The sequence below is a fragment of the Mucilaginibacter koreensis genome (assembly GCF_054783355.1).
Genome location: NZ_BAAGQS010000001.1, coordinates 303,356 through 326,312 on the forward strand (window position 1 = coordinate 303,356; position 22,957 = coordinate 326,312).

At 43.4% G+C, this 22,957-nt stretch carries 19 protein-coding genes; 10 read left to right on the top strand and 9 right to left on the bottom strand.

Features of this window, described 5'->3' with window-relative positions; translation table 11 throughout:
- The first annotated feature begins 165 nt into the window (after positions 1-165).
- From ACYVNW_RS01390 to ACYVNW_RS01405, 4 genes are all read left to right on the top strand, one after another.
- Complete coding sequence (locus ACYVNW_RS01390; protein ID WP_460678044.1) at positions 166-1,578, top strand: S41 family peptidase; 1,413 nt, start codon at positions 166-168, stop codon at positions 1,576-1,578.
- A gap of 162 nt (positions 1,579-1,740) precedes the next feature.
- Positions 1,741-2,508 carry an SDR family NAD(P)-dependent oxidoreductase gene (locus tag ACYVNW_RS01395; protein ID WP_460678045.1) on the top strand — a complete coding sequence of 256 codons (768 nt, stop codon included), beginning with the start codon at positions 1,741-1,743 and terminating at the stop codon, positions 2,506-2,508.
- An 82-nt stretch (positions 2,509-2,590) separates the two neighbouring features.
- Entirely contained in the window at positions 2,591-3,484 is an 894-nt protein-coding gene (locus ACYVNW_RS01400; protein ID WP_460678046.1) for a helix-turn-helix domain-containing protein, read from the top strand.
- A gap of 146 nt (positions 3,485-3,630) precedes the next feature.
- Positions 3,631-4,104, top strand: a complete 474-nt coding sequence (locus ACYVNW_RS01405) for a DinB family protein (RefSeq protein ID WP_460678047.1) — start codon at positions 3,631-3,633, stop codon at positions 4,102-4,104.
- An 84-nt stretch (positions 4,105-4,188) separates the two neighbouring features.
- Here the strand turns inward: ACYVNW_RS01405 and ACYVNW_RS01410 are convergent, their stop codons facing one another.
- The gene (locus tag ACYVNW_RS01410) at positions 4,189-4,629 is read right to left on the bottom strand and encodes an ester cyclase (RefSeq protein ID WP_460678048.1); all 441 of its coding nucleotides are present in this window, start codon (positions 4,627-4,629) and stop codon (positions 4,189-4,191) included.
- A 246-nt stretch (positions 4,630-4,875) separates the two neighbouring features.
- On the opposite strand from ACYVNW_RS01410, the gene ACYVNW_RS01415 reads away from it, so the two are divergent.
- Positions 4,876-5,679, top strand: coding sequence for a hypothetical protein (locus ACYVNW_RS01415; RefSeq protein ID WP_460678049.1), 804 nt, complete (start codon positions 4,876-4,878; stop codon positions 5,677-5,679).
- A 350-nt stretch (positions 5,680-6,029) separates the two neighbouring features.
- Here ACYVNW_RS01415 and ACYVNW_RS01420 read toward each other — a convergent pair whose 3' ends face one another.
- Positions 6,030-6,158 (bottom strand): hypothetical protein, encoded by a 129-nt coding sequence (locus tag ACYVNW_RS01420; protein ID WP_460678050.1) that lies wholly within the window; start codon positions 6,156-6,158, stop codon positions 6,030-6,032.
- Positions 6,159-6,910: 752 nt separating this feature from the next.
- On the opposite strand from ACYVNW_RS01420, the gene ACYVNW_RS01425 reads away from it, so the two are divergent.
- Positions 6,911-7,585 carry a hypothetical protein gene (locus tag ACYVNW_RS01425; protein WP_460678051.1) on the top strand — a complete coding sequence of 225 codons (675 nt, stop codon included), beginning with the start codon at positions 6,911-6,913 and terminating at the stop codon, positions 7,583-7,585.
- 30 nt (positions 7,586-7,615) lie between these two features.
- Positions 7,616-8,335 carry a hypothetical protein gene (locus ACYVNW_RS01430; RefSeq protein ID WP_460678052.1) on the top strand — a complete coding sequence of 240 codons (720 nt, stop codon included), beginning with the start codon at positions 7,616-7,618 and terminating at the stop codon, positions 8,333-8,335.
- Positions 8,336-8,395: 60 nt separating this feature from the next.
- Here ACYVNW_RS01430 and ACYVNW_RS01435 read toward each other — a convergent pair whose 3' ends face one another.
- Together ACYVNW_RS01435 and ACYVNW_RS01440 are read right to left on the bottom strand one after the other, a co-directional pair.
- On the bottom strand, positions 8,396-8,881 hold the full coding sequence (locus tag ACYVNW_RS01435) for a cupin domain-containing protein (protein WP_460678053.1): 486 nt from the start codon (positions 8,879-8,881) through the stop codon (positions 8,396-8,398).
- Positions 8,882-9,290: 409 nt separating this feature from the next.
- Positions 9,291-10,607, bottom strand: coding sequence for a gliding motility protein GldB-related protein (locus ACYVNW_RS01440; RefSeq protein ID WP_460678054.1), 1,317 nt, complete (start codon positions 10,605-10,607; stop codon positions 9,291-9,293).
- 468 nt (positions 10,608-11,075) lie between these two features.
- Here ACYVNW_RS01440 and ACYVNW_RS01445 point away from each other — a divergent pair, with 468 nt between their 5' ends.
- Positions 11,076-12,656, top strand: a complete 1,581-nt coding sequence (locus ACYVNW_RS01445; RefSeq protein ID WP_460678055.1) for a GAF domain-containing sensor histidine kinase — start codon at positions 11,076-11,078, stop codon at positions 12,654-12,656.
- Positions 12,657-12,945: 289 nt separating this feature from the next.
- On the opposite strand, the gene ACYVNW_RS01450 is transcribed toward ACYVNW_RS01445, so the two are convergent.
- The gene (locus tag ACYVNW_RS01450; protein ID WP_460678056.1) at positions 12,946-13,437 is read right to left on the bottom strand and encodes a cupin domain-containing protein; all 492 of its coding nucleotides are present in this window, start codon (positions 13,435-13,437) and stop codon (positions 12,946-12,948) included.
- An 857-nt stretch (positions 13,438-14,294) separates the two neighbouring features.
- Here ACYVNW_RS01450 and ACYVNW_RS01455 point away from each other — a divergent pair.
- Positions 14,295-15,455, top strand: coding sequence for a hypothetical protein (locus ACYVNW_RS01455; RefSeq protein WP_460678057.1), 1,161 nt, complete (start codon positions 14,295-14,297; stop codon positions 15,453-15,455).
- Positions 15,456-15,650: 195 nt separating this feature from the next.
- On the opposite strand, the gene ACYVNW_RS01460 is transcribed toward ACYVNW_RS01455, so the two are convergent.
- The 3 genes from ACYVNW_RS01460 to clpB form a co-directional block, all read right to left on the bottom strand.
- Complete coding sequence (locus tag ACYVNW_RS01460) at positions 15,651-16,760, bottom strand: AAA family ATPase (RefSeq protein ID WP_460678058.1); 1,110 nt, start codon at positions 16,758-16,760, stop codon at positions 15,651-15,653.
- Between the two features lie 81 nt (positions 16,761-16,841).
- Complete coding sequence (locus tag ACYVNW_RS01465; RefSeq protein ID WP_460678059.1) at positions 16,842-17,000, bottom strand: hypothetical protein; 159 nt, start codon at positions 16,998-17,000, stop codon at positions 16,842-16,844.
- A 37-nt stretch (positions 17,001-17,037) separates the two neighbouring features.
- Positions 17,038-19,647 carry an ATP-dependent chaperone ClpB gene (gene clpB / locus ACYVNW_RS01470; protein ID WP_460678060.1) on the bottom strand — a complete coding sequence of 870 codons (2,610 nt, stop codon included), beginning with the start codon at positions 19,645-19,647 and terminating at the stop codon, positions 17,038-17,040.
- 405 nt (positions 19,648-20,052) lie between these two features.
- On the opposite strand from clpB, the gene ACYVNW_RS01475 reads away from it, so the two are divergent.
- Positions 20,053-21,384 carry a sensor histidine kinase gene (locus ACYVNW_RS01475; RefSeq protein ID WP_460678061.1) on the top strand — a complete coding sequence of 444 codons (1,332 nt, stop codon included), beginning with the start codon at positions 20,053-20,055 and terminating at the stop codon, positions 21,382-21,384.
- Between the two features lie 123 nt (positions 21,385-21,507).
- Here the strand turns inward: ACYVNW_RS01475 and ACYVNW_RS01480 are convergent, their stop codons facing one another.
- Positions 21,508-22,875, bottom strand: coding sequence for a TlpA family protein disulfide reductase (locus ACYVNW_RS01480; RefSeq protein ID WP_460678062.1), 1,368 nt, complete (start codon positions 22,873-22,875; stop codon positions 21,508-21,510).
- Positions 22,876-22,957 lie beyond the last annotated feature (82 nt).

Consider the following 22,957-nt stretch of genomic DNA (forward strand, 5'->3'; position numbering starts at 1 on the left):
CAAATGCGGTTTGGTATCATCAATTGGTGATTGCAAGGCCTGAATAAAAAGCTCTTTCTTCCGCTAAACCAGGTAAACTTGGGTTAAAAGGGGAGATTTAATCAAAAGTGTTATTTGCAGGAAAAAAGTTAAAACTATCTTTGGTTAAATAATTTCCTACACCTAATGTTTAAACTTGTTAAACCTATCTGCTTATTGTGGTTTGTTGTTATTACTTTAACAGCAAATGCACAGGTAACTGACAGCCTTACACTATCTGATAAAATTTACGGCCTTTCTAAGTTTTGGAGCGAGGTGAACTACAACTTCGTTTACTTGTACAAGGTGGATGCCAAAGCCTGGGATAAGGCTTACCGCCAGGCTATTGATCATATACAGTTAACCAAAAATGACTACGAGTATTACAGGGAGCTGCAGAAGTTATGCGCTATACTCAAAGACGGGCATACCCAGGTGTACCTGCCCGAGCAGATAGAAAAAAAGATGATGCTGTCATCCTTCGGTAATTACAAAATTGTACCCATGAATGTAGCCGGCAGGGTGCTGGTTGTACAAACCAATAAGAGCAAGGCTGAAGAAGTGCCTTTTGGCAGTGAGATTATCAAAGTAAACGGCCTTAACACCCAAGATTATCTGAATGGGTTTGTAAAGCCTTATATTTCAGTTTCCACCACGCACGAGCTGAACAATAAGGCGGCTTATTCGATATTTAATGGTTTTGCAGGCGATAAATTTGATATCGAAATCAGAACCCCCAAAGGCCTCGTTAAATCATTGCATTTAACGCATGCACCGGTTGCCGAAACGGAGGTATATCCGGCTATGCTGGGTAATCAGCCAAATTTTGAATGGAAATGGCTTAAAAACAAAATTGCCTACATCGCCATCAATACTTTTAATGATGCCGGCGTAGTAAAAGAATTCACCGAAAAATTACCTGAGCTTAAAACAGCCACTGCAATAATTATTGATGTGAGGAATAATGGTGGCGGCAGTGCCCGTAATGCCAAAAATATTGCCAAATACTTCATTAAGGGCAATTTGTTGTATGGCGAAAAAACTTACAGTCGTGAAATTATACCTACCGACAGGGGCATAGGCTCGTTCCTGGTGGCGCAGGATACCATTAACGGCAAAGCCGCCTGGGGGCTGAATGCCGAAGCGGCAAAGGCTTATTACAAAGCTTACGCAGGTAGTAAATTTCATGAGTACCCTTTTGCACCCGATACTTTAGAAAAGGTGGAAAAATTATCGGTCCCTACCGTGATACTTACAGGAAATTATACCACTTCGGCAGCTGAAGACTTTTTGGTGTTTTTAGATGGGCAGCCGCATATTAAAAGACTGGGCGAGTACACCAGCGGCAGTACCGGCCAGCCATTGCAAATTGACTTGCCCGGAAATACTACCGCCTGGATTTGTACCAAAAGGGTTACTTTTTCTGATGGGCGGGAATTTGTAGGTACCGGCATCAAGCCCGATGTACTGGTAGAGCGAACCGCAAATGACATTCTTTACCCGAAAGAAAACGACTCGCAGTTAGAAATGGCGGTGAAGTATTTAATGAAAAACAAATAAGTTTTTACGCCAAGAGGTGAAATTACAGTGTGTTCAGGGATTTGTAATTCAAATTTTTGACCATTGCTAATTGTATATAGAGAAATGTATATGTACTTCCGTTAAATGTGTAAGTGCTCATGAACTGTATATTGGAACTTTGCTTTACTTAAAAGCAAACAAATGAATACAGTAAATGCATCACCAAAAATTGTACTGATCACTGGCGGAAGTCGTGGCATCGGGAAAAGCATTGCTATAAATGCAGCGAAACGAGGCTTAGGCGTTATCCTCACGTATCATAAGCAGGCTGAAAGCGGTCAGGCTGTTGCGGATGAAATTAACGGAAACGGCGGTAAAGCAGTGGTATTATGCCTGGATGCAGGTAATGCGGCTTCCTTTAATGGGTTTATACAACAGGTTGCTGCCGTGCTGCGCAAAGAGTGGGGGCGTAATCAATTTGATTACCTCGTCAATAATGCCGGCATCGCACAGCGGTCGCTGATTCAAGATACCACAGAAGAGGTATTTGATCAACTGGTGAACATCAACCTGAAAAGTGTTTTCTTCCTGACACAAAAACTGCTGCCACTGATTGCAGACGGCGGGCAGGTGATTAACATATCATCGGGGCTGGCCCGTTTTGCCTTTCCGGGTACTGCCGTTTACGGGGCATTAAAAGCAGCTTTAGAAGGATTGACCCGGTATTTTGCAAAAGAGTATGCCGAGCGTAAAATTCGTTTTAACAGCGTGGCGCCAGGCGCCATTGATACAGAGTTTGGCGGTGGAAAAGGCGACGAGCAGCACCGCCAGCAAGTTGCTGCGGCAGCGGCCTTAGGCAGGCTCGGCGTGGCAGATGATATTGGGCTTTTTGTAGCAGCCATGTTGTCTGATGACAGTCGGTTTGTTAATGCCCAGCGTATTGAAGTAGGTGGTGGAATCATGATTTGATGAAAAGATGAATGGGCGCCTATGTAAACTATGCATGCATTGATGTGCATAACATTTATACATTTGAATACAAAGATGGGTTATGGAATATCTTGATATCAGGTCGATTGCCGAACTGCATGACTTTTTTCGCTATAGTAAACCATTGCATCCGCTAATCAGCATTGTGGATATGGGCCGGGTAGACCGCTCCCACCGGAAGCCCGGAGTAGCTTATAGGCTAAACCTGTATGCCATCACCCTGAAAAAGGTAGACGGTACTTTTAAATATGGCCGTACGGATATTGATTTTGCCGAAGGTGCATTGCTGTTCACTGCACCTAACCAGGTACTGGTACCAGATGCCTCAAACCAGGTGGAGGGATGGGGCCTGTTCATCCACCCTGACTTTTTTAACGCAACGTCAAAGGGGCATCAATTAACTGAATACTCGTTTTTTAATTATGATTTTAACGAGGGGCTTCATGTTTCGGATGCAGAGAAAGCGGTGATAGAAAGTTGCTTGAAAAATATTAATCAAGAAATTTCCAATACCCTGGATACGCACTCACATCAGTTGATTGTGGCTAATCTGGAACTGATGTTTTCATACGCCTCAAGATTTTACGACCGCCAGTTTATAACACGTGCCAAACCAGCTCATGATTTGGTGGAAAAATTTGACCGGCTGTTAACCGATTACTTCAAAACCGATTCGTTACTGGAAAACGGGTTGCCCAATGTGAAGTATTTTGCTGAACACCTTCACTTGTCGGCAAATTATCTGTCCGATCTGCTGGTTAAATATACAGGCCTGTCTACGCAAACGCACATTCATTTAAAACTGGTAGATAAAGCAAAACACTTGTTGTGGAGCACCGAGCATTCCATCAGCGAAATTGCTTTTCATCTGGGGTTCGAACATCCTTCTCATTTTACAAAGTTGTTTAAAAACAAAACCGGGCAATCCCCCAAAGCATATCGGGCATTAAATTGACGTACCCGCTCCGCACACGCATAAACGCCTGAGCGGAGAAGGTACGACAGTATATTTGGTAAAATTGCACCGGAAAATTTGAAGTAAAAAGTTATTTTATCGAATAGCGCAACATATTCCGTTGTCAAGAACTTAAACCAATTTAAATGGCGGATATAAACTTTGAATTTGAAATTTTAAAAGCGAGCAGGGCCAGGTTAGTACAATTGATAGCAACCACTAATCATGAAAAGTTATTTCAAATTCCGGATGGTTTTAACAATAACATCATTTGGCAAATTGGCCATTGCATCACTTCTCAACAGCGGCATATGTATATGCGTAGCAGATTGCCAATGCATATATCTGTGGACTTCGAGGCATCCTTTAAAATCGGAACATCTCCACGTTCTTGGAAAACTATTCCGGATGTGAATGAAGTGAAACATTTATTGATGTATACGGTGAACCAACTGGAATCAGACCTGAAATCCGAATTGTTCACTACTTATGAGCCTTTTGATTTACCTATGGGATTTCGAGTGAACAATCATATGCAGGCACTACAAGCGGCTAACTATCACGAGGCAGAACACAGTGGAAAGATCTTTACTTACTTAAGGTTACTGAATAATGATTAGAGTGCTCACAATTATATATATAATTGTGAGCACTCTTTATTCCAGGTTTAGGGGAGTGTAAATCAGACCAGTAAAGTAAGCCGTTTACGCCCCGCTTTGCTTCAAAAGGCCAAACCAGTCTTCGAGATGCCAGGTATGGGTTAGTTTACCATCTTTAAGGTAATGAAACTCATGGAGGGGAACAGACACTCTTTTACCGGTAGGCGGTATGCCCAATAACTCTTTATCATGGGTAAATGCGATTTCGGCACGTACGCCGGCACGTTCATGGGTTCCAAAAATTTCGTGAATAATGATTTCAATATCAGGAAAGGCGGCAGTAAAGGTTTCGATGATATCCTTCAGCCCCTGTGGACCTTCTACCTGCCCCGGGCCTAAAGGAATGTCTTTCCAGTCGGGTGTGCAAACCCCGTCCAGTATTGCGGGTTTCTTTTCCTTCCATGCGGAATAAAATAATTCGATAGCCTGGCGCTCTGCCGAAGTGAGTGCGGGTACCATATTCGGATTGTCTTGTGGTGCATTCATTTGTTAATGAGTTAATGAATAACAAATATCCGGCAAACCGGCTCCTAAACAGTGGTGACTATTTCAGTATTACAGGTGAGGATTTCAGTTTTTTTATAGGTTATATTACAGTAAGCATATACCCGACGGCCCTATCTCTGGTTTAAGTTATGCTGCGCTAAACTCAAATCTGTATCAATAGATATTAAACCGCCGCCCTTAGTATTAATAGTAATTTTATATGTTTGCCAGTACTAATATTTACCCATGAAAAAGCATAATCTACTTACGTTAACTACTATTGTAACGCTGTTCGCCACTACTCATGCCGAGGCGCAGTTTGGTGGCTTATTACAAAAAGCAAAAGATAAAGCAGCTCAGAAAGCAGGCGAACTGATGGATCGTAAAAGCGACCCGCAAACAAACCCTGCGCCTGGCAGTAAACGGGTAAGAATAAATACAGCTTTTGATTTTAACTCCGGCGATTCTGTACTTTTTTCGGAAAGCTTCTCATCAGTGCCGGTTGGGGCTACGGTGAGGTCGCTTAAAACAAATGGCTCTGCTACGGTGGCAACAATTGATGATGCTCCCGGAAAATGGTTGGTGATGGAGGGCGGCGCCACTTACCGGCTGGCTAAGCAGCTTTTTTACCCCAAACATTTTACGGTAGAGTTTGATATTCTGGTAGCTGCAGATAAGGTAAGCGATGTTTCTCCGGTATCTTTTGGTTTCACTAATGATAATAGTGTAAGGAGTTACATACAAGAGGATGGCGGACATGCTTCATTGCAATACTACAATAATGATGACGTAACTGTAAGCAATCAGCACGGCAAGCATTTGGCCACTAAGTTTGACTTAACGCCTTATAACAACCGCTCAATGCACGTTTCGGTAATGGTAGATGGCGATCGTTTTGCTTTGTACCTGGACAAAAACAAAATTGCAGATACAGAACTTTTCTTTCCTTCAGAAACTAAGAACCTGTACATCAGCGCTCCGTTCCAATATTCGAACGGTGCAAAGGTTTTAATTAGTAATCTGCGCATTGCCGGATTCAGGAAAATGTAATATGTGAATTAATGTCTTTTCTTTTCCGCTTAAGCGTCCGCGCTTGAGCGGAAGTAGAGGTTTAAAAAGATATCTGAAAGCGGTCAATCAAATATTGATCAGTAACCAGAACAACAATGAAGCAAATTGCCAATGTCAGGATTCTTCCAAGTCCTGAAATGAGGAAAATCTGTGTGGGCGACTCTTCTAATCTGTCGATAAAGACCTTCTGGATGATTATAAATAAAATAAAGGTTGGCAAAAGTACTGCAATGATTATGAGCAAACGTAAAGATTTGTGCATACTGATAAGTTGGTAAGAGCAGATGTATTTTGTTGATAACAATGCAGCAAGTAATAATAAAGAACCTTTAACGGGAATTTAAGTCGTATAGAATGATGAGGCTATAAATACCACCTGTCAAAAGCATAGCAGCAAATAGGGTGATCATTCTACCACCTGGAGAAAGTAAAAACCACTGAGCGGGTCCTTCTTTCATCTTGTTAATGTAAAACCTATATAAAAGTAAATATATAATGAGTGTTGGGATGCCCACTATAACGAGCATCAGCAAAAAGAATAGTCCCAGTGATATCCACATTTAATTAAGTATGACCAAAATAATTATTTAATCAACACCAATAACCTCCTCTTTAGTGAGGAGAATGACGGTATCCAGTGCCGTCCAATTACTATCAGTAGAAGCATAATCATCAAGAAGCTACAGGCGATTATCAACCCGGTTTCAACTTCTTTAGGATTGTCATGGTATGTTCTTCCTGTGCGTTTGTCAATAGCGTTTGGTTGTATATACTTAAGAAAAAACCAAATGGCAATGAAGAAAGCAGGGCAGCCTAAAATGATTTGTAAAAGCTGAATATAATACTTTGATAAGTGCATTAAATAATGGTTCTACATACAAATATACAGAACAATTCAATTCACCCTATTCTTCCGCTCAAGTGTCCACACTTGAGCCTTATGCAAGCGGCTCTGCTACAAGTTGCTCAAGCGTGGACGCTTGAGCGAAAGTAGGGGATTTTGCGTTCATTAAGCCTACCTTTAATAAAATAATTAATATATTTATCACTTCCGCTCGGGCGTCTGCGCTTAGTCCCTCTACAGGCAGCTCTGCTGCAAACTGCTCAAGCGTGAGTGCTTGAGCTTAAACAAAGTAAATTCTTAAAGCCATAGTTAAGACATTTATAAACGTTACTTTAGCGCTCTGAAAAATAACACTTTATCACTTTCATGACCAAGTTACTCGCAACAACACTTTTTATCTCTGTGTGTTCATTAGCCGCTAAGGCCCAAACGCAAAAGGGCAGCCAGCTGCTGGGCGGGCAGTTCTCATTGAGCATCGGCAAAGGTACTACCACAGAATATGATCCTGCCGGCAATGGTGCCACTACGGTGAGCAAGGATAAAATGAACTATTTTAGCATTGGGCCTTCTTACAGCTACTTCGTGGCTAATAACCTCGATCTGGGTGCTTCTGTGGGTTATTCCAGCTCTACGCTAAACAATAACTTCAGCGCTTTAGGTAACGATGCAAGTAAGGAAAAAGGCATTTATTCCGGTGTATTTTTAAGAAAGTACTTTTTGTATGAGGGCAAAGTTGGCTTCCGCGTGGGGCCTTATATCAGCTATCAGCATAGCAGGGCGACCTTGAATTACCAGGATACACAGAGCTTTAATGAGGACACTGTAGAAAACAGGTTAAATGCAGGAATCGGGCTGGACTTTGTTTATTTTCCCGTCCGCAGAATCGGGCTGGCTGCCAGTATAGGGAGCCTGTCTTATGAAAAGGTGTATTACAAAGAGCTATCCGGCGGCCGGCTGATGCAGGAGCAGCGGGACCATGCCTTTGGCGCCAACCTGGTTTCCAACCTTGCCTTATCGGTTTATTACTCTTTTGGCAAATAACTTACTTGCATTTACATATCTCTACTCATCATGTTAAAAAAAGCTTACCGTACACTGCTGATGGCCTCTATGGTCGGGCTCCTCTTTACTTCTTGTAAAAAAGAAGGCGTTATTGCTTCGGAGGCCGTGCCTGCTACAAAGGAGGTACAAACACAAGTTGCTGCCGGCAGCGATACCAGTGTAGCTGCAGACCCGTTTTTGCTCAGTTCCATTTCAAACCCAGTCGGGCATTTTCAGCCGGCAGATTTTGGTGCAATGCCTTACGGTTTGCCCAACAGCACCGGAGATAACGGTGTACCCATTGGTCAGCCTACCGGTATGGTGTTGAAAATAAACAGCAATACATTTGTGCTTAGTAAATCCTTGCACAATGATCCGGTAGTGGCGTTTTCTAAACCGGCGCTTTTGCCGATGAGGCCTATACCCGAAATGACTATTGAGGGCGGGGATAAAGATGGTTTTATGAAGGTGCAAATTACATTTCTTTATATAGCACGCCGATATCAACTTCAATCCTGCAAGCTGATCATTGACGGCGATTTCTATGGCCGTGCATCTGCTGTATACTTCAGCGCACCTCAGGGAGCTCAATATGCTAAACTGCTTTCGGCGACCATTGACACCGGCAAAGAATACGCCAGCGCTAAAGGTACGTTTGATGCTGAAGTGAGTAGGGTTAGTGGCCTATGGGTCCCTCCAGGCGTATTACGGGTAAGCGGATCGTTCAATATAGAGTCTCCGAAACTTTAAATAGCAGGTAAGCACTGCAGAGGGGCAATACATCTTTTTTCAACTAATGAGCTTGACCAACTATCCTCTGCAGAGCCGGTCAAACAACTCCTCATTACCGGGATAACTCTGAATTAACCTGTGTTTATCAGCCATTTCAAATTCGCTGAACTCAAACCCGGGCGCAACGGCGCAGCTCACCAGTGTGTAACCAGATTTTTGTGTTATTTCCGCAGCGAACCATAGTCCGGCGGGTACCACCAGCGAAAGACTACCATCCGGCCCGTCTGATAATTCGTGCGCCTCGTGCCGGCCATCAGCGGTGATGATATGCACCGTAAGCGGGGAACCTTTGTGAAAATACCATATCTCGTCTGATAAAATACGATGGAAACCCGAATAGTCATCGCCTTCCAATAAATAATAGATCGAGGTGCAGGCTTGTAGTACCCTGGCGCTCCCTGCCCGGTTTACTTGCTTTTCAGAACGGAAAACTTCTTTATAAAAACCACCTTCGGGATGGCGGATCAGGGATAAATGTGCTATCCAGTAATCGGCGTCAGTCATATATATAAGTTGAAAGATGATTTGTCGTAAGGTAACAATATGTTATTTGCGAAGGTATAGGATATGCTACAAAAGAAGAAATTTGGTCTTAAGTCAGGGTTCTGTAGATACTCCATTCCGCTCAAGCGTCCAGGCTTGAACCTTTTACAAGCGGCTCTGCTACAAGTGGCTCAAGTGTGGGCGTTTGGGTGGAAGATGGGTTTTCTAAGCAATATTCAATTAGAAAGGTAAGCTGAAAGCTTACTGCATTGTGGGTTTAAGTTACGCTGCGCTAAACTCAAGCCAGTGCAGGGTTTATGCAATAATGTGGTATAAAATTAGTTTTTATAAATTTTTCAAAATGTTCCTTTAACAAATATCCAACTGCATTAACTAATAGTAAGAGGAATATGTATAAAGGCCCTGTTCATCAGTGTAAACTTAGCTTTGCATCCAATTGGCTGGTTGCCAAAAAGGCTTTGTAATCTTGGATGTGCAACATATCATATATTGCCTGTTTTTTGTTGGGGGCCTGGTTAAAGTAAGCTTTGCAAATTTGGTAGCCTACCCAATAGCCCAGGTCGGCAGGATGTTCGGGCGTTTCTTGGTTGCTGTTGGCAATCCAGTTGCTGTAGCGGTTCAGGTACATTTCCTTTTTAAAGTCGGCCCATATTTTCGCTTCGCGCCCTTTGGCAAAAGTATGCAGCCGCTCATTTGCCGTGCGGCCGCTAATCAGTTGGCCTATAAAATCAGCCATGCCTTCCTTAATTGCCGAGCTCAACAAGGTAGTATCGCTGGTCATTTGCCCCTGTTGCACGTGGATAAGCTCGTGCGCTACCACATATTTCATTCCATTGAGGGGTATCAGGTTGTGCTGCTGCCAGGTGTTCAGTTCAGTGGTTACCGTGTGTGCATCTGCCGATTGCATATCTGCGCCAACAATAGCCCCATCATCCGTAGAAGTACCGCCTGAACTCCAGCCGCCCATCACAAAGGTGGTATTAGGGAAAGTGCTACCCGGGTACCAGGCTTTCAAATTGGTAAAAATATGCCTGAAAGTATCTTTCATGGCTTTTACCTTTAAACTGTTTTGCCTTATGCTGCGGTAGTAAGCGGGCATGGTGGCCATGTTATGCATAAAAGCCTTAAGCCCCCCAATGTTGGGCGTTTTTATGCGGTAGTACTCTTGAAGGGCAGGTGTACCTTTGGCAAAGTATTCGGTCTCAAACAGGGGTCCGCCGTTGGTGGTATCTTTTTGGTAGCGATCATACACTTTCCAGAATAAATCGATATCACTGGTAATGATCTGCGCTTGGTTAGGATTCTGCGAGATGAATTCTTGTTTTTGCAGATATTGCTTTAGCAGGCCATAACCGGCCAATTTGCGCATATCAACCAGTTCAGTTGCAGTCTCCAGCCACCGGAGGTTACGGAAACCGTATTGTTGGGCGCTGGCCGTAAAACAGGCCAAAGCACTGTCGGGCATTTGCGATTGGGCATAGCAGTAACCTGCATTGCCAATGGCATTGCGCTGGTAGGCTACCATGTCGCGCAGGCGATACTCGGCCATAAATAGTTGTGCGGCTCTTTTTAAATCTTTGTTTCCGTAAGCTTTATTGGCTTGGCGCTGTACCGTATTGGCTGCGGTATTATACTGCTGCGCCATAGCGCCTGTAGAGCTGATTAAAGAGGCTACCGACAAAAGCAGCAGGACAGTGTAAAAATGAAATTTGGTTTTATAAAACATGTTAACAGCGTGATAAGCTGTGCAATTTACATCAAAATAAGTTAATAAGTTTTGAGCTAAATGGTTTGAGTGTTTAGGCTTTGTGCATGTCAGGTATTTATCTCGCAAAGCCCCTGTGTTGTCGCACGCACACCGCATGCGTCCAATTCATGATACCGATTCACTCATTGTCCGTTCTATACAAATAAAGTAAAGGCACACGCGGCAGGCCTACGCCAGCAATAGGGGAGTAAAACCAAACACAGCCAGTAAAATCGCTTATAAACAATTTTCAATAAACGACCCTTTAAAGAGAATCTTTAACCATTGAAATAAATGCCGACTTTCGTCACGGTAATATATAATTATGATTAGCTTCATGTTTATTTTGTTTTTTGCTGTTATTCTGAATATCATATGCCATCATCCCCCTCAAGCTCATTGTCAGCGGCTATATCGGCTGTTACTCAAATTCCACTAATTGATACTATGCTCAAAGTCATATGTCAAACCACAGGTTTAGGCTTTGCAGCAGTAGCCCATATTACCGGCGACCAGTGGATTGCCTGTGCGGTACGAGATGAATTGGGATTGGGTGTCAAAGCCGGCTCACAACTGGCTCTGGACAGCACACTGTGTTATGAAGTGCATGTCAGAAATAAGGAAGTTGTTATCGATAATATTGCGCAAGATGCTAAATTCGGCAGCCATCCTGCACCAGCCCTGTACGGCTTTCAAAGTTATATTTCAGTACCAATTTTTCTGAAAACCGGTGACTTTTTTGGTACCCTTTGTGCGCTTGATTCTCGTTCGGCACAATTAAATAATGAGCACACAATTAACATGTTCAAGCTGTTCTCGGAGCTGATTGCGTTTTACTTAAGTGCCCAAAATGAACTGTTGGTATCGAAAGGTTTGCTTACTAATGAGCAAGGTGTCTCTGCAGAGTATAAACGCATACGTGATGAACTGGAGCTCTCTAATGAAAAACTTGCTGACACAAATGCTGCGCTGTTAGGAAGCAAGGAGGATTTGCATGTAGCCGTTGAAGCAGCTGGGCTGGCCACCTGGGATTATGATCCGGTAAGCGGCCGCTTTAAAGGTAATTCACTCACCAAGGCCTGGTTTGGCTTGCAGCCCGATGATGAAATTGAGCTGCATGAGGCTACTGATGTGATTGCAGAGCCCGACCGTGAAACGGTACTTACTGCCATACGTAAGGCAATGGTTTATGAGTCGGGCGGTAATTATGACGTATATTACACCATCATCAATCCGCTCAATCCAATTCCCAGAATTGTAAGGGCTAAAGGTAAGGCCTTGTTTAACGACCATCGGCAGGCAACCCGCCTCAGCGGGGTACTGCTGGATGTAACCGAGCTAAAGCAGGACGAGCTGCGTAAAAATGATTTTATCGGGATGGTAAGCCATGAGCTGAAAACGCCGCTTACCTCTTTGGGTGGCTACCTTCAAATTCTCAAACTCAGGGCAAAAAGAGATGCCAATGAAAGTATGACAGTACTGCTGGACAAGGCGGGCAACCAAATTGCCAAAATGAGCCGGATGATTCACAGCTTTTTAACGGTAGCCCGGCTCGAATCGGGCAAAATCCACCTGGACGAAGAGGTGTTTGATATTGAAGTGCTGGTTGAAGAGATTGTGGAGGAAAGCCGTATTGCGCACCCCGGGCATCAGCTAAACTTTAGTGCCTGCACGTCTACACTGTTGCAGGCAGACCGTGACAAGATAGGGCAGGTGATTACCAACTTTATCTCGAATGCAGTAAAGTACGCGCCGCAGAATAACAGCATAGATATTGTTTGCATGGACGATGGTGAACTGGTTGAACTGCGGGTATCTGATTACGGGGTAGGCATCAGTGAGGCCGATAAAGCGAAACTGTTCGACCGGTTTTACCGGGTGAAAAATGCAGCTACTAAAAACATTGCCGGCTTTGGTATTGGGCTCTACCTTTGTTCCGAAATTATTGAACGGCACAAAGGCAAAATCGGGGTAGAAAGTACGCAGGGCAAAGGGTCAACTTTTTATTTCAAGCTTCCTAAGTTGTAAACTAATGTATTCGGGCCACGAAATGTAATTAGGGGTTCGGGTTGCAGTAAAATGATTTGCTTGTTCGGGTAACCTCACCAATATTAAAGCCTGCCCATTGGGCAGGCTTTAATATTTATTTTAAGTATCAGCTAGGATATCCGATTCATTGCGATTTTAGCCTTCAACGGGTGCTTGTATAAAGCAGCGGTATTTTAAATTGTTTGACAAGTGCAAGGTTAAAATTAACTCAATGTCCTCTATTTTCCGCTCAAGCGTGGACGCTTGAGCGGAAGATGGGCTTGACCAACTATCCTCTGCAGAGCCGGTCAAACAACTGCTCATTACCTGGATAACGCTGAATTAATCTGAGTTTATCAGCCATTTCAAATTCGCTGAACTCAAACCCGGGCGCAACGGCGCAGCTCACCAGTGTGTAACCGGATTTTTGTGGTATTTCCGCAGCAAACCATAGTCCGGCGGGTACCACCAGCGAAAGACTACCCTCCGGCCCGTCTGATAATTCGTGCGCCTCGTGCCGGCCATCAGCGGTGATGATATGCACTGTAAGCGGGGAACCTTTGTGAAAATACCATATCTCGTCTGATAAAATACGATGGAAACCCGAATAGTCATCGCCTTCCAATAAATAATAGATCGAGGTGCAGGCTTGTAGTACCCTGGCGCTCCCTGCCCGGTTTACTTGCTTTGCTGAACGGAAAACTTCTTTATAAAAACCACCTTCGGGATGGCGTATCAGGGATAAATGTGCTATCCAGTAAGCGGCGTCGGTCATTTGCATAACTTGAAAGATGATTTGTCGTAAGGTAAGGATATGTTATATGATAAAGGTATAGGATAGGCTACAGAAGAAGAAATTTGGTCTTAAGTCAGTGGTCTGTAGACACTCCCTTCCGCTCAAAAGTAGACGCTTTAATTTTTTTACAAGCGGCTCTGCTACAAATTGCTCAAGCGTGGGCGCTTGAGCAATTTGTAGCAGAGGCTTAAAAAGATATTTGAAAGCGGTCAATTAAGTATTGGTCAGCAATAAGCACCATAACAAAGCATGCCACTAACGTTAGTATTCTTCCGAATCCTGAGACAAAAAACGCTTGTGTAGGCGACTCGTCAAGCTCTTCTATGAATACTTTTTGGATGATGACAAAAAGAACAAAGGTCGGTAAAAGTACCGCAATGAATATGAGCGAACGTAAGGACTTGTGCATAGTGATAAGTTGTCAGGAGCAAATATAAAGTATCTACTAAATCAAAAGACGTCCCACAAAACGAACGTTTAATGAGACAGGATGTAGTTAATGTCTAGCAAACGAAAAAACGACACAAATTAAAACAACTGTAAATGCTAGCGAAAACAATGTGGTCGTTACTTTTCCGCCAGTACTCAAAAGAAAGATTTTGTGAGTAGACATTGGCTGTTTATGAATGATATATCGATATATCAGATATTGAAATAATGAGGTAGGTAAACTAAGCGATACAATAATTAAGATGATAGTGGGTACATCTAATTCATACATATTAACAAAATTAGGCTTATTAATTAATTTCACAAAACGACCGTTTTAAGAGAATTTATAAAGCGGTGGTGGGATTGTTTAAATATATATTTTGTAAGATATTGTACGAAATATCAAATTGATGACCGAGAAAGATTTGGGCAAAATTCTTCTTTATTTAACCCCTATATTGACGATTGCTGTAGCCGCAACTATTGATTATTTTAAAGAACGTCGAACTAAAATCAAATGGTGGTTATTGCTAGTGCCTATATTTGGTGCCATAGTTGGGTTCTTTGGCTCTTATCACTCAGATAAAGAAAAAGAAAGAGCCGACTCCACAGCAGTAGCCAATGATTTGCTATATAAAAAGCAATTGTCGTTGAATTTAGGTAAATCAATACAGATATCAGAAGATCTTGGTAAGTCCATTAAAACCGCTAAAAAGCAGCTCGACAGCACCTCAAAGGTGTTGTCAGCTCAACGGCAAGAAGCCGAAGCTCTTTCAAGGCAATTGGTATACACCAAGCAACTATTGAATACAACAAGTCTATCATTACGCAACTCCAATAAGTCGTTGATTGAATTTCAACGCTTACAAAGTCCAATCAACAACATACGCTTTTTTGTATCGTTGGTATTTCGCCTTGACAATATGTACTTTTCCGGAAATAGCAAAGACTTAAATAATCATGGTAGCTATATGGCTAATTTGAATATTTTATTATTTGACAAGAGGTTTACACTAAGTCCAGGTTCAAAGATTGAAGATAATAGCCTTGAAATAAAAAAAATTTATACATATAAGAATTCTTATATAGTTAAGAAGTTCAACACTCCGCACGATTCTTTGCTGGTATCCTTAAATATCAATCATGGTTTAAATACTGAACAATCTGAATTAAATGATTTCTTTCCTCCATTTCATTTGTTCGATGCGAGTCTGTTCGACAAGATCATGATCCAAAATAATGACCTTCAAGGTAAAAACTCTCACCTTATAGTCACTTACCAAGCAGCACCAGATAAAAACCAAGTTGTTTATAAGTGGGGAACCGTCGACCTTATCAAACGACAAGTTAATGTTTGGGTAGAATTTACGCCCACGAAGACATTCGGCGACAATATTCTCTTAAGCTCAAAAGATTTGAATGGCAAGTATTTTAACCTCTTTATTATTAGTAATACTAACTATGAATGTGAATTTGCTAGAATTCAATTCGGAGATAATTATTCGAGTTCCTTGGATATTCCTAAACAAAAGATTCAACTTTTAAAAAATTCTGTACTTCTTCACTTATAGCTTTATGCTTAAGTCAATCGTCCCAGAAAATGCCCGATTAATGGTTCAAATCAGCGCCACTAGTGCCGGCACTACAAAACCGGCTCTTCGCGCTTCAAAAGAATTTTGCAAATTCTCTCAAATCCGTTTCAAAAATCATTTTCATCAATTCAATAAGTTGACGGATTAATGAAACTGCATCTACATTAAAACAACTCAACCTTCTTCACCCGCCCGCCTTTCCACCCGCTTTAACGTCCGTAACACGGTACTGTTCGCAATATTTAGTTTGGCTGCAATTTGCCGCAGGCTCAGCTTTTGTTCGTGCAGCTCCATAATTTTCAGTTCCTGGTTGCGGCAGTATTGTTCGGTGTAGGGCAGCAGGTGCTCGTGTTCGGGGGCCAGGCCCACAAAGTCAAACTCCAGGCTGTTGTTCATGCGGCGCAGCTGGCATAAGTAAACATTGTTAGCGCCGTGCACCTGCTCACCGCTGCGCTGCTTTACCTGTTTCAGGTAGCGGGTGTCGGGCTGGGTATGGCTCTCGCCAATGGCAAAGGCGCTGTCGGCAAAGTTGATGAGCATTTTGCTGCCCTGCAAATCATCGCGGCTAATGGGCCGCGCCGGGTTGCGCTTGGGCGTATGCGCCAGTACCAATACCGATAGCTTGTACTTCACCTTTAGCTTTTGAAACAGCTGCATTAGTTCTACCGCGCCGGCCGTGCCCTCGGTGCCGCTGCGCAGGCAGCTCAGGTTATCAATAATTACAATGCGGGCCTTGGAGGTAATCAGCGTGTTTTCCAGTCCGTTAGCAATAAATTCATTATAGTTTTTAAAACGGTGTGCGCCCACGCAATCGTGGTTTTGCACCACGCGCTGCAGCAGGGGGCTAAAAGGGTAGGGCCTGCCGCAGCCTTCCCGGTAGCGAAGGCCAAACTGGGCGGTGCTCAGCTCGAAATCAAAATACAGCACCGGCTCTGGCGATATATCGGGTGTGTAGGTGCCAATGCGGTGGTTAAGGGTAATACTGTTGGCTATTTGTACGGCCAGCACGCTTTTGCCCATATTGGTATCGGCAAACAAAATACTGAGTTCGCCCTGCGTCCAAAACGGCCCGAACAGGGCTTTGCAGGCAGGTTCGCGTTTGGCCAGCTCCATCCACTGGGTGGCGGGGCGCACAATAAAAGCGGTTTTGGGGTCAACCCACAGCTCGGCAGGCAGCCGGGTGTTTTCGGTACCCTCGCGCGAAAGCTGGCGGATCAATTCAATTTCGGCCGAACGGCCCAGCACCTCGTTAGCCGGGGGCGGCGCAGCAAATCTGATTTTCATGAAATTTAATGTTTGGGGGAATAATGAGAAAGAGCCCGCAAGCTATGTATTCTTCCTGATATTTTTGGTGACACAGGTGTGTCACTGCTGCGGGTGCTGCGTGGTGCTGCGCCTGCTGCGTACTGCTTCAGGGTGCTGCGCCTGCTGCGCAGTGCTGCGTGTGCTGCATCTGCTGCGCCCGCTGCACGCAGCACCTACGCAGCACCCATAAAAAAAGGACGATGAACTGTTGAAGTCCATCGTCCTTTATCTTTAATCCATTCGTCTTTTATCCCACTCAGGCATTTTCCACTTCCTGCGGGTTCAAAAACACAAACTGGTTGTCAAACACATCCAAACGGATGGTGCTGTCTTTATCCACCTTACCGGCCAGTATCTGCTTCGACAGTTCGTTCAAAATCTTCTTCTGAATTACCCTTTTGAGCGGACGGGCGCCAAACTGCGGGTCGTACCCCAACTGTGCCAGCCAGTCCAAAGCCTCTTCCGAAGCATCCAGTTTGATACCCATTTCTTTCAGGGTATCCTGCAACTGGGCAAACTGCAGCTTCACAATATCATGTATCTCATTACGGCCCAGCGGGGTAAACATAATGATCTCGTCAATCCGGTTCAAAAACTCCGGCCTGATGGTATGACGCAGCAGCTCGAACAGCTGGTTCTTGGTTTTGGCAATCACCTCGTCCTTCTCCAGCTCATTATACCCCTGGAAGTTCTCCTGGATGATATTGGAACCAATGTTGGATGTCATGATGATGATGGTGTTCTTAAAGTTTACCACACGGCCCTTGTTATCGGTCAGGCGGCCATCATCCAGCACCTGAAGCAGGATGTTGAACACATCGGGGTGTGCCTTCTCAATCTCATCCAACAATACTACGCTGTAGGGTTTGCGGCGCACGGCCTCAGTGAGTTGTCCGCCTTCATCATAACCCACATAGCCCGGAGGCGCACCAATCAGGCGCGATACCGCGTGGCGCTCCTGGTACTCGCTCATGTCAATACGTACCAGGGCCTGTTCATCATTGAACAGAAACTCGGCCAGCGCCTTGGCCAGCTCGGTTTTACCTACACCGGTGGTTCCCAAAAAGATGAAGGACCCAATCGGGCGGCGTTTATCCTGCAAGCCGGCACGGCTGCGGCGTATGGCATCGCTGATGGCTTCAATGGCCTCTTCCTGCCCGGCTACGCGCTTGTGCAGTTCGGCTTCGAGGTGCAGCAGCTTTTCGCGCTCGCTCTGTATCATCTTGCTCACGGGGATGCCGGTCCAGCGGCTTACCACGCCTGCAATGTCATCGGCAGTAACTTCTTCCTTCAGCATGCGGCTGTCGGCCTGATTTTCCAACAAGGCGGCCTTCAGTTTATCTACCTCTTCCTGCGCTTCGCGGATGCGACCGTAACGGATCTCGGCTACCTTGCCGTAATCACCTGCACGTTCGGCCTGCTCGGCTTCTAACTTATAGTTCTCAATGGCTTCTACCTTGGTATTAATGCCATCTACCAAATCTTTTTCACTTTGCCACTTGGCCCGCAGTGAATCGCGCTGGGCGGATAGGTTGGCAATCTCCTCGCTCAGGTCGGTTACCTTTTTGTCGTTGTTTTCACGCTTAATGGCTTCACGCTCAATTTCCAGTTGCATAATGCGGCGTTCGAGTTCATCTACCGCTTCAGGCACCGAGTCCATTTCCAAACGCAGTTTAGAAGCGGCCTCATCCATCAGGTCAATGGCTTTATCCGGCAAAAAGCGGTCAGAAATATACCGTTGCGACATTTCTACCGAGGCAATAATGGCCTCGTCCTTAATGTGCACCTTGTGGTGCGTTTCGTAACGCTCTTTCAAACCCCGCAAAATGCTGATGGCATCGGTAGCATCCGGCTCTTCCACCATCACACGCTGAAAGCGGCGCTCCAGGGCTTTATCTTTTTCAATGTACTTTTGATACTCGTTCAGGGTAGTGGCACCTATAGCACGCAGTTCTCCGCGGGCCAGGGCAGGTTTTAAAATATTGGCCGCATCCATCGCGCCTTCGCCACCGCCAGCACCTACGAGGGTATGAATCTCATCAATAAAAAGGATAATCTCACCATCGCTTTTAATCACCTCGTTTACTACGGCTTTCAGGCGTTCTTCAAACTCGCCTTTGTATTTAGCTCCGGCCACTAGCGCACCCATATCCAGTGAGTACAGAGTTTTATTTTTCAGGTTCTCAGGTGCATCACCTTTAATAATGCGGATGGCAATACCTTCGGCAATGGCCGTTTTACCTACGCCGGGTTCGCCTACCAGTACCGGGTTATTCTTGGTACGGCGGGAGAGAATCTGCATCACGCGGCGGATCTCCTCATCGCGGCCAATCACCGGGTCAAGTTTACCTGATTCGGCATAATCGTTCAAATTGCGGGCGTATTTATTGAGGGCATTGTAAGTAGCCTCGGCATTTTGGTCGGTTACCTTGTTGTTGCCGCGTAAATCGGTAATGGCCTTTTTCAGGTCTTTTTCGGTTACGCCATAATCCTTGAGCAAACTGCTGGTTTTATCATTTACGGCCAGCAGGCCCAGCAGGATATGCTCAACGGATACAAACTCGTCTTTAAAATCTTTTACAAAGCCCTGTGCTTTTTGCAGGGCGGTATTGGTATTGCTGCTCAGGTAAACATTGCTGCCGCTCACCTTAGGGAAGCCGGCAATCTGCTCATCCAACTGCTGGTTGAGGCGGTTTACGTTTACGCTTAATTTTTGCAACAAGTAGTTGACTACATTTTCATCAGCCAGTAACAAGCCCTTCAGCAAATGTGCCGTTTCAATGGCTTGCTGCTGATTACCGGTTGTAATCTCCGAAGCCTTTTGTATGGCTTCCTGTGCTTTTATGGTGAAGTTGTTAAAATTCATATCTCATCTTATTCAAATCATTTGCCACAATGCATTTCCCTATGAAATAAGAAATATTGACAGGTAAAATTTGTTTTACCCGACTTTTTGTCCTGAACAAAAATGTTACGAAAACAATCCGCAATAACAGAACGTATATACCGTACACTATCTATTGAAAAAACATATATCTATGAAAAAGACTTTGTTAAGTATCGTTTCATTCTTTGTATTGATATTTTGCATTATTGCTTATTTATTTACTGCCAAAGAAGCCGGTAATTAATTATTATTAAATACACCGGTTAAATATCAGATGCTTTTTTTGCCTGATATTTAAAGCTTGGTATTCAGCGGTATGCTTATGTAATTAATGGTTATTTATGCTTAGTTTTGAAGTATTAAATAACTGTTACCCATACGGCCTTGACCACATACTTCTTTAAGAAAATACCGTCCGTTTACCGGTCCGGTTTCAGGCTTTATTACACCAGGCAGAACCTGCAGGCCATCAAAACCGGCAGTTTAGTATTCTTTGTTCTCAATTTTGCCCTGCGTGTCATCTGCACCCTTTTCCCTGAAGATATACTGCGGGCAGCTAATTATCCTGAATATAATATTACCAATTGGGTTTACATTGCCATAACGCCGCTGTTTTACTTCGCCGGGTTACGTTATCATCACCTAATTAAAAAAACACAAAAAATACCCGCAGGCGCCCACATACTGATTATGGCTTTTAGCCTGTACATTATTTTGAGCGGTATGATGGCTACTTTTATTGCCATGTACAATCCGCATAATACCCTTACCCTTTATTTAATTGCACTGATTACCATAAGCGTATTATGCGTATTTGAGTTTGAGGACAGCCTGATGCTTACGATAGCTACCGGCGTATTATTTACTGTACTGCTTTTTGTTTTCAAAACGGACCCTACTGAGGTAGTTTACAACCAACTGGTTTCGCTTATTATCCTTACCGGGTTTTATTTTATATCGAGGTATGTGTTCTCCTACAAATCCGGCCATTATATACAACTGGTGCAGATACAGGAGAAAAACATAGAGATTGAAAAGGCCAGCGCTTTTAAAAATGATGTGCTGGGCATGGTAGCGCATGATTTACGAAACCCCATTGGCGCCATCGAATCCATTGCGATGATTGCGGAGCTGGGCGACCTTGATGATGATATGCAGGACAATGTGAATATGATTAAAGCATCCTGCGTAAAGGCGCGCACCATTATTGAAGATTTATTGGAGGTGGCACGCAATGATAACAGCAACGTAATTATTACCAACCGGCTTGATGTAAACCAATTGCTGGAGCATATTGTAGCCGACTGGAAAAACCAGGATATACGGAACCGGGTGGTGTTTAAGGGTACCAATACTCCTATATTTGCCGAAATCAATCCCGAAAAATTTCACCGGGTGGTGGATAACCTGATCAGTAATGCCATAAAATTTTCGAAGGATAACGATACAGTGGATGTAGTGTTGAGCCAGGCAAAAGGCAAGGTGATAATTGAAGTGCGCGATTATGGCCTAGGTATCCCCAAAGATATTTTGCCGCATATTTTTGAGCGCTTTTCAAAAGCCGGGCGGCAGGGCGTTCGCGGCGAGCAATCCACTGGTCTGGGCCTCAGCATTGCCCGCCAGATTGTAGAGCGCCACCGCGGCACCATTGAAGTGCAAAGCGAGGAGCAAAGAGGGTCTACCTTCAGGATACACATACCGGAGGTAGTGGGGTAAAAATGCTTTCAGCCTGATATATTTAGATCCAATGTGATTGCTTAAACGATTTAAAATTGCCTTGCTGATAGGTAACATGATGTTTACACCGGCCGTAAGCAGCAATCAAGTCGTCCGACTATTTTAATTAGAACTTAATGTTAATAATTCCTGGTACATATCTCTTGGCCTTTTTGCATTTTTATTAATGATATTCCCCTCTTTGTCAATAATTGCATAATGGGGTATGCCGTTAATTCCGAAAAGCTCATTGGCTTCTTTTATCATATTATCGCTTAACAGATAGTGCTCACCCTGTATATCTAATTGATTTCGTGCTTTTAACCATGCTCTTTCTTTGTCATTATATCCAAAATATAGAAACACAACTTTTTTTCCTTTTAGTTTTTCCTTCAGGCTTTCCGAATTTGGCATTTCAGCTCGACATGGAATGCACCAACTTGCCCAGAAATCAATGTAAATAATGCTTCCTTTATATTTTTTAAATATATTGGTTATCGAGTTTAATTTGCTTGTATTAGCAACAAAAGCAGGTGCTACCTTCGGAGTTTGATAATCATATCGTCTGCTGATTACTGATTGTTTTAATTCTTTACGATGAACAATGCGGTTGTATTTCTCGAAAATAGGATTATATACACTATCAGGTTGTTTAATTAGCCATGCCATAAATCTGGAAAGATAGACATCCTTCGTACTCCCTGATAAAACGTTGCTATTTGCTACATAATTAAAATGATCTCCTAATGTTAATTTAGCTGCTTTTGATTTGATTTTTGAATTAATATAAAAATCAACAAGATCATTATACTCACTTGTATTTAAAGCGGCGTAATCATCACTTACACCGTTCTCCAAGAATTTTGATATGGTGTTCTTATCTAAAGAGTCTTTGTTAGTCACATTCTCTACTAAGGTCCTCTCATATGGTTCGTATAAATATTGAGCACGAAGCCAACGATAATAAGTATCAGACATGATGTGTGTGTGTCTATACTTATTTAGTAGTCCGGCTTTGTAGGAGGAGAGCCGTTTTCTATAATATAAAACACTATCTAAATTTTTATCCCTAAATTTTTGTGAGAGGTTGTTTTGAGCTTTATATTTAGTTATGCTGTCGCTTAAAAAGGCAGAAAAATTAAAATCACCTGCATTTCTACCAATGGCATGAACTATGTTTTGTCGGGAGAAGTCAATGATTAAGTTTAAGCTTTCTCCTTTTACCAAATCGAATATTTGATTATTGTTTTCTGTTGAAACGTACCATGAACCAATGGCTTGTTCAGGAACTGACACATTGAAGTTGTGTTTTTTATCAATACTCACCTTCACTCTGTTGTCGCGCCATACTCGAGTAAAATTATGGAAGCCCCCGGTTTCGTTAATGTAAAATGCCGAATCTTTATAATTTTTAACAGTTCCTGAGATATGGACCTGTGCAAATAGGGTTAACGAAACTGCTAATAGTGATAGGGTAAACAGGATTTTCATCGTTCATGATTAAATTCAATCAGAGTATCGCTTTATTAAGTTTTGCGTATTGATTGAAGGTGGATTCATGGCTACAAATTAT

Coding starts and splice junctions, on each gene's coding strand:
- ACYVNW_RS01390 (WP_460678044.1), top strand. CDS start 166: ATGTTTAAACTTGTTAAACCTATCTGCTTATTGTGGTTTGTTGTTATT.
- ACYVNW_RS01395 (WP_460678045.1), top strand. CDS start 1,741: ATGAATACAGTAAATGCATCACCAAAAATTGTACTGATCACTGGCGGA.
- ACYVNW_RS01400 (WP_460678046.1), top strand. CDS start 2,591: ATGGAATATCTTGATATCAGGTCGATTGCCGAACTGCATGACTTTTTT.
- ACYVNW_RS01405 (WP_460678047.1), top strand. CDS start 3,631: ATGGCGGATATAAACTTTGAATTTGAAATTTTAAAAGCGAGCAGGGCC.
- ACYVNW_RS01410 (WP_460678048.1), bottom strand. CDS start 4,629: ATGAATGCACCACAAGACAATCCGAATATGGTACCCGCACTCACTTCG.
- ACYVNW_RS01415 (WP_460678049.1), top strand. CDS start 4,876: ATGAAAAAGCATAATCTACTTACGTTAACTACTATTGTAACGCTGTTC.
- ACYVNW_RS01420 (WP_460678050.1), bottom strand. CDS start 6,158: ATGAAAGAAGGACCCGCTCAGTGGTTTTTACTTTCTCCAGGTGGTAGA.
- ACYVNW_RS01425 (WP_460678051.1), top strand. CDS start 6,911: ATGACCAAGTTACTCGCAACAACACTTTTTATCTCTGTGTGTTCATTA.
- ACYVNW_RS01430 (WP_460678052.1), top strand. CDS start 7,616: ATGTTAAAAAAAGCTTACCGTACACTGCTGATGGCCTCTATGGTCGGG.
- ACYVNW_RS01435 (WP_460678053.1), bottom strand. CDS start 8,881: ATGACTGACGCCGATTACTGGATAGCACATTTATCCCTGATCCGCCAT.
- ACYVNW_RS01440 (WP_460678054.1), bottom strand. CDS start 10,607: ATGTTTTATAAAACCAAATTTCATTTTTACACTGTCCTGCTGCTTTTG.
- ACYVNW_RS01445 (WP_460678055.1), top strand. CDS start 11,076: ATGCTCAAAGTCATATGTCAAACCACAGGTTTAGGCTTTGCAGCAGTA.
- ACYVNW_RS01450 (WP_460678056.1), bottom strand. CDS start 13,437: ATGCAAATGACCGACGCCGCTTACTGGATAGCACATTTATCCCTGATA.
- ACYVNW_RS01455 (WP_460678057.1), top strand. CDS start 14,295: ATGACCGAGAAAGATTTGGGCAAAATTCTTCTTTATTTAACCCCTATA.
- ACYVNW_RS01460 (WP_460678058.1), bottom strand. CDS start 16,760: ATGAAAATCAGATTTGCTGCGCCGCCCCCGGCTAACGAGGTGCTGGGC.
- ACYVNW_RS01465 (WP_460678059.1), bottom strand. CDS start 17,000: ATGGACTTCAACAGTTCATCGTCCTTTTTTTATGGGTGCTGCGTAGGT.
- clpB (WP_460678060.1), bottom strand. CDS start 19,647: ATGAATTTTAACAACTTCACCATAAAAGCACAGGAAGCCATACAAAAG.
- ACYVNW_RS01480 (WP_460678062.1), bottom strand. CDS start 22,875: ATGAAAATCCTGTTTACCCTATCACTATTAGCAGTTTCGTTAACCCTA.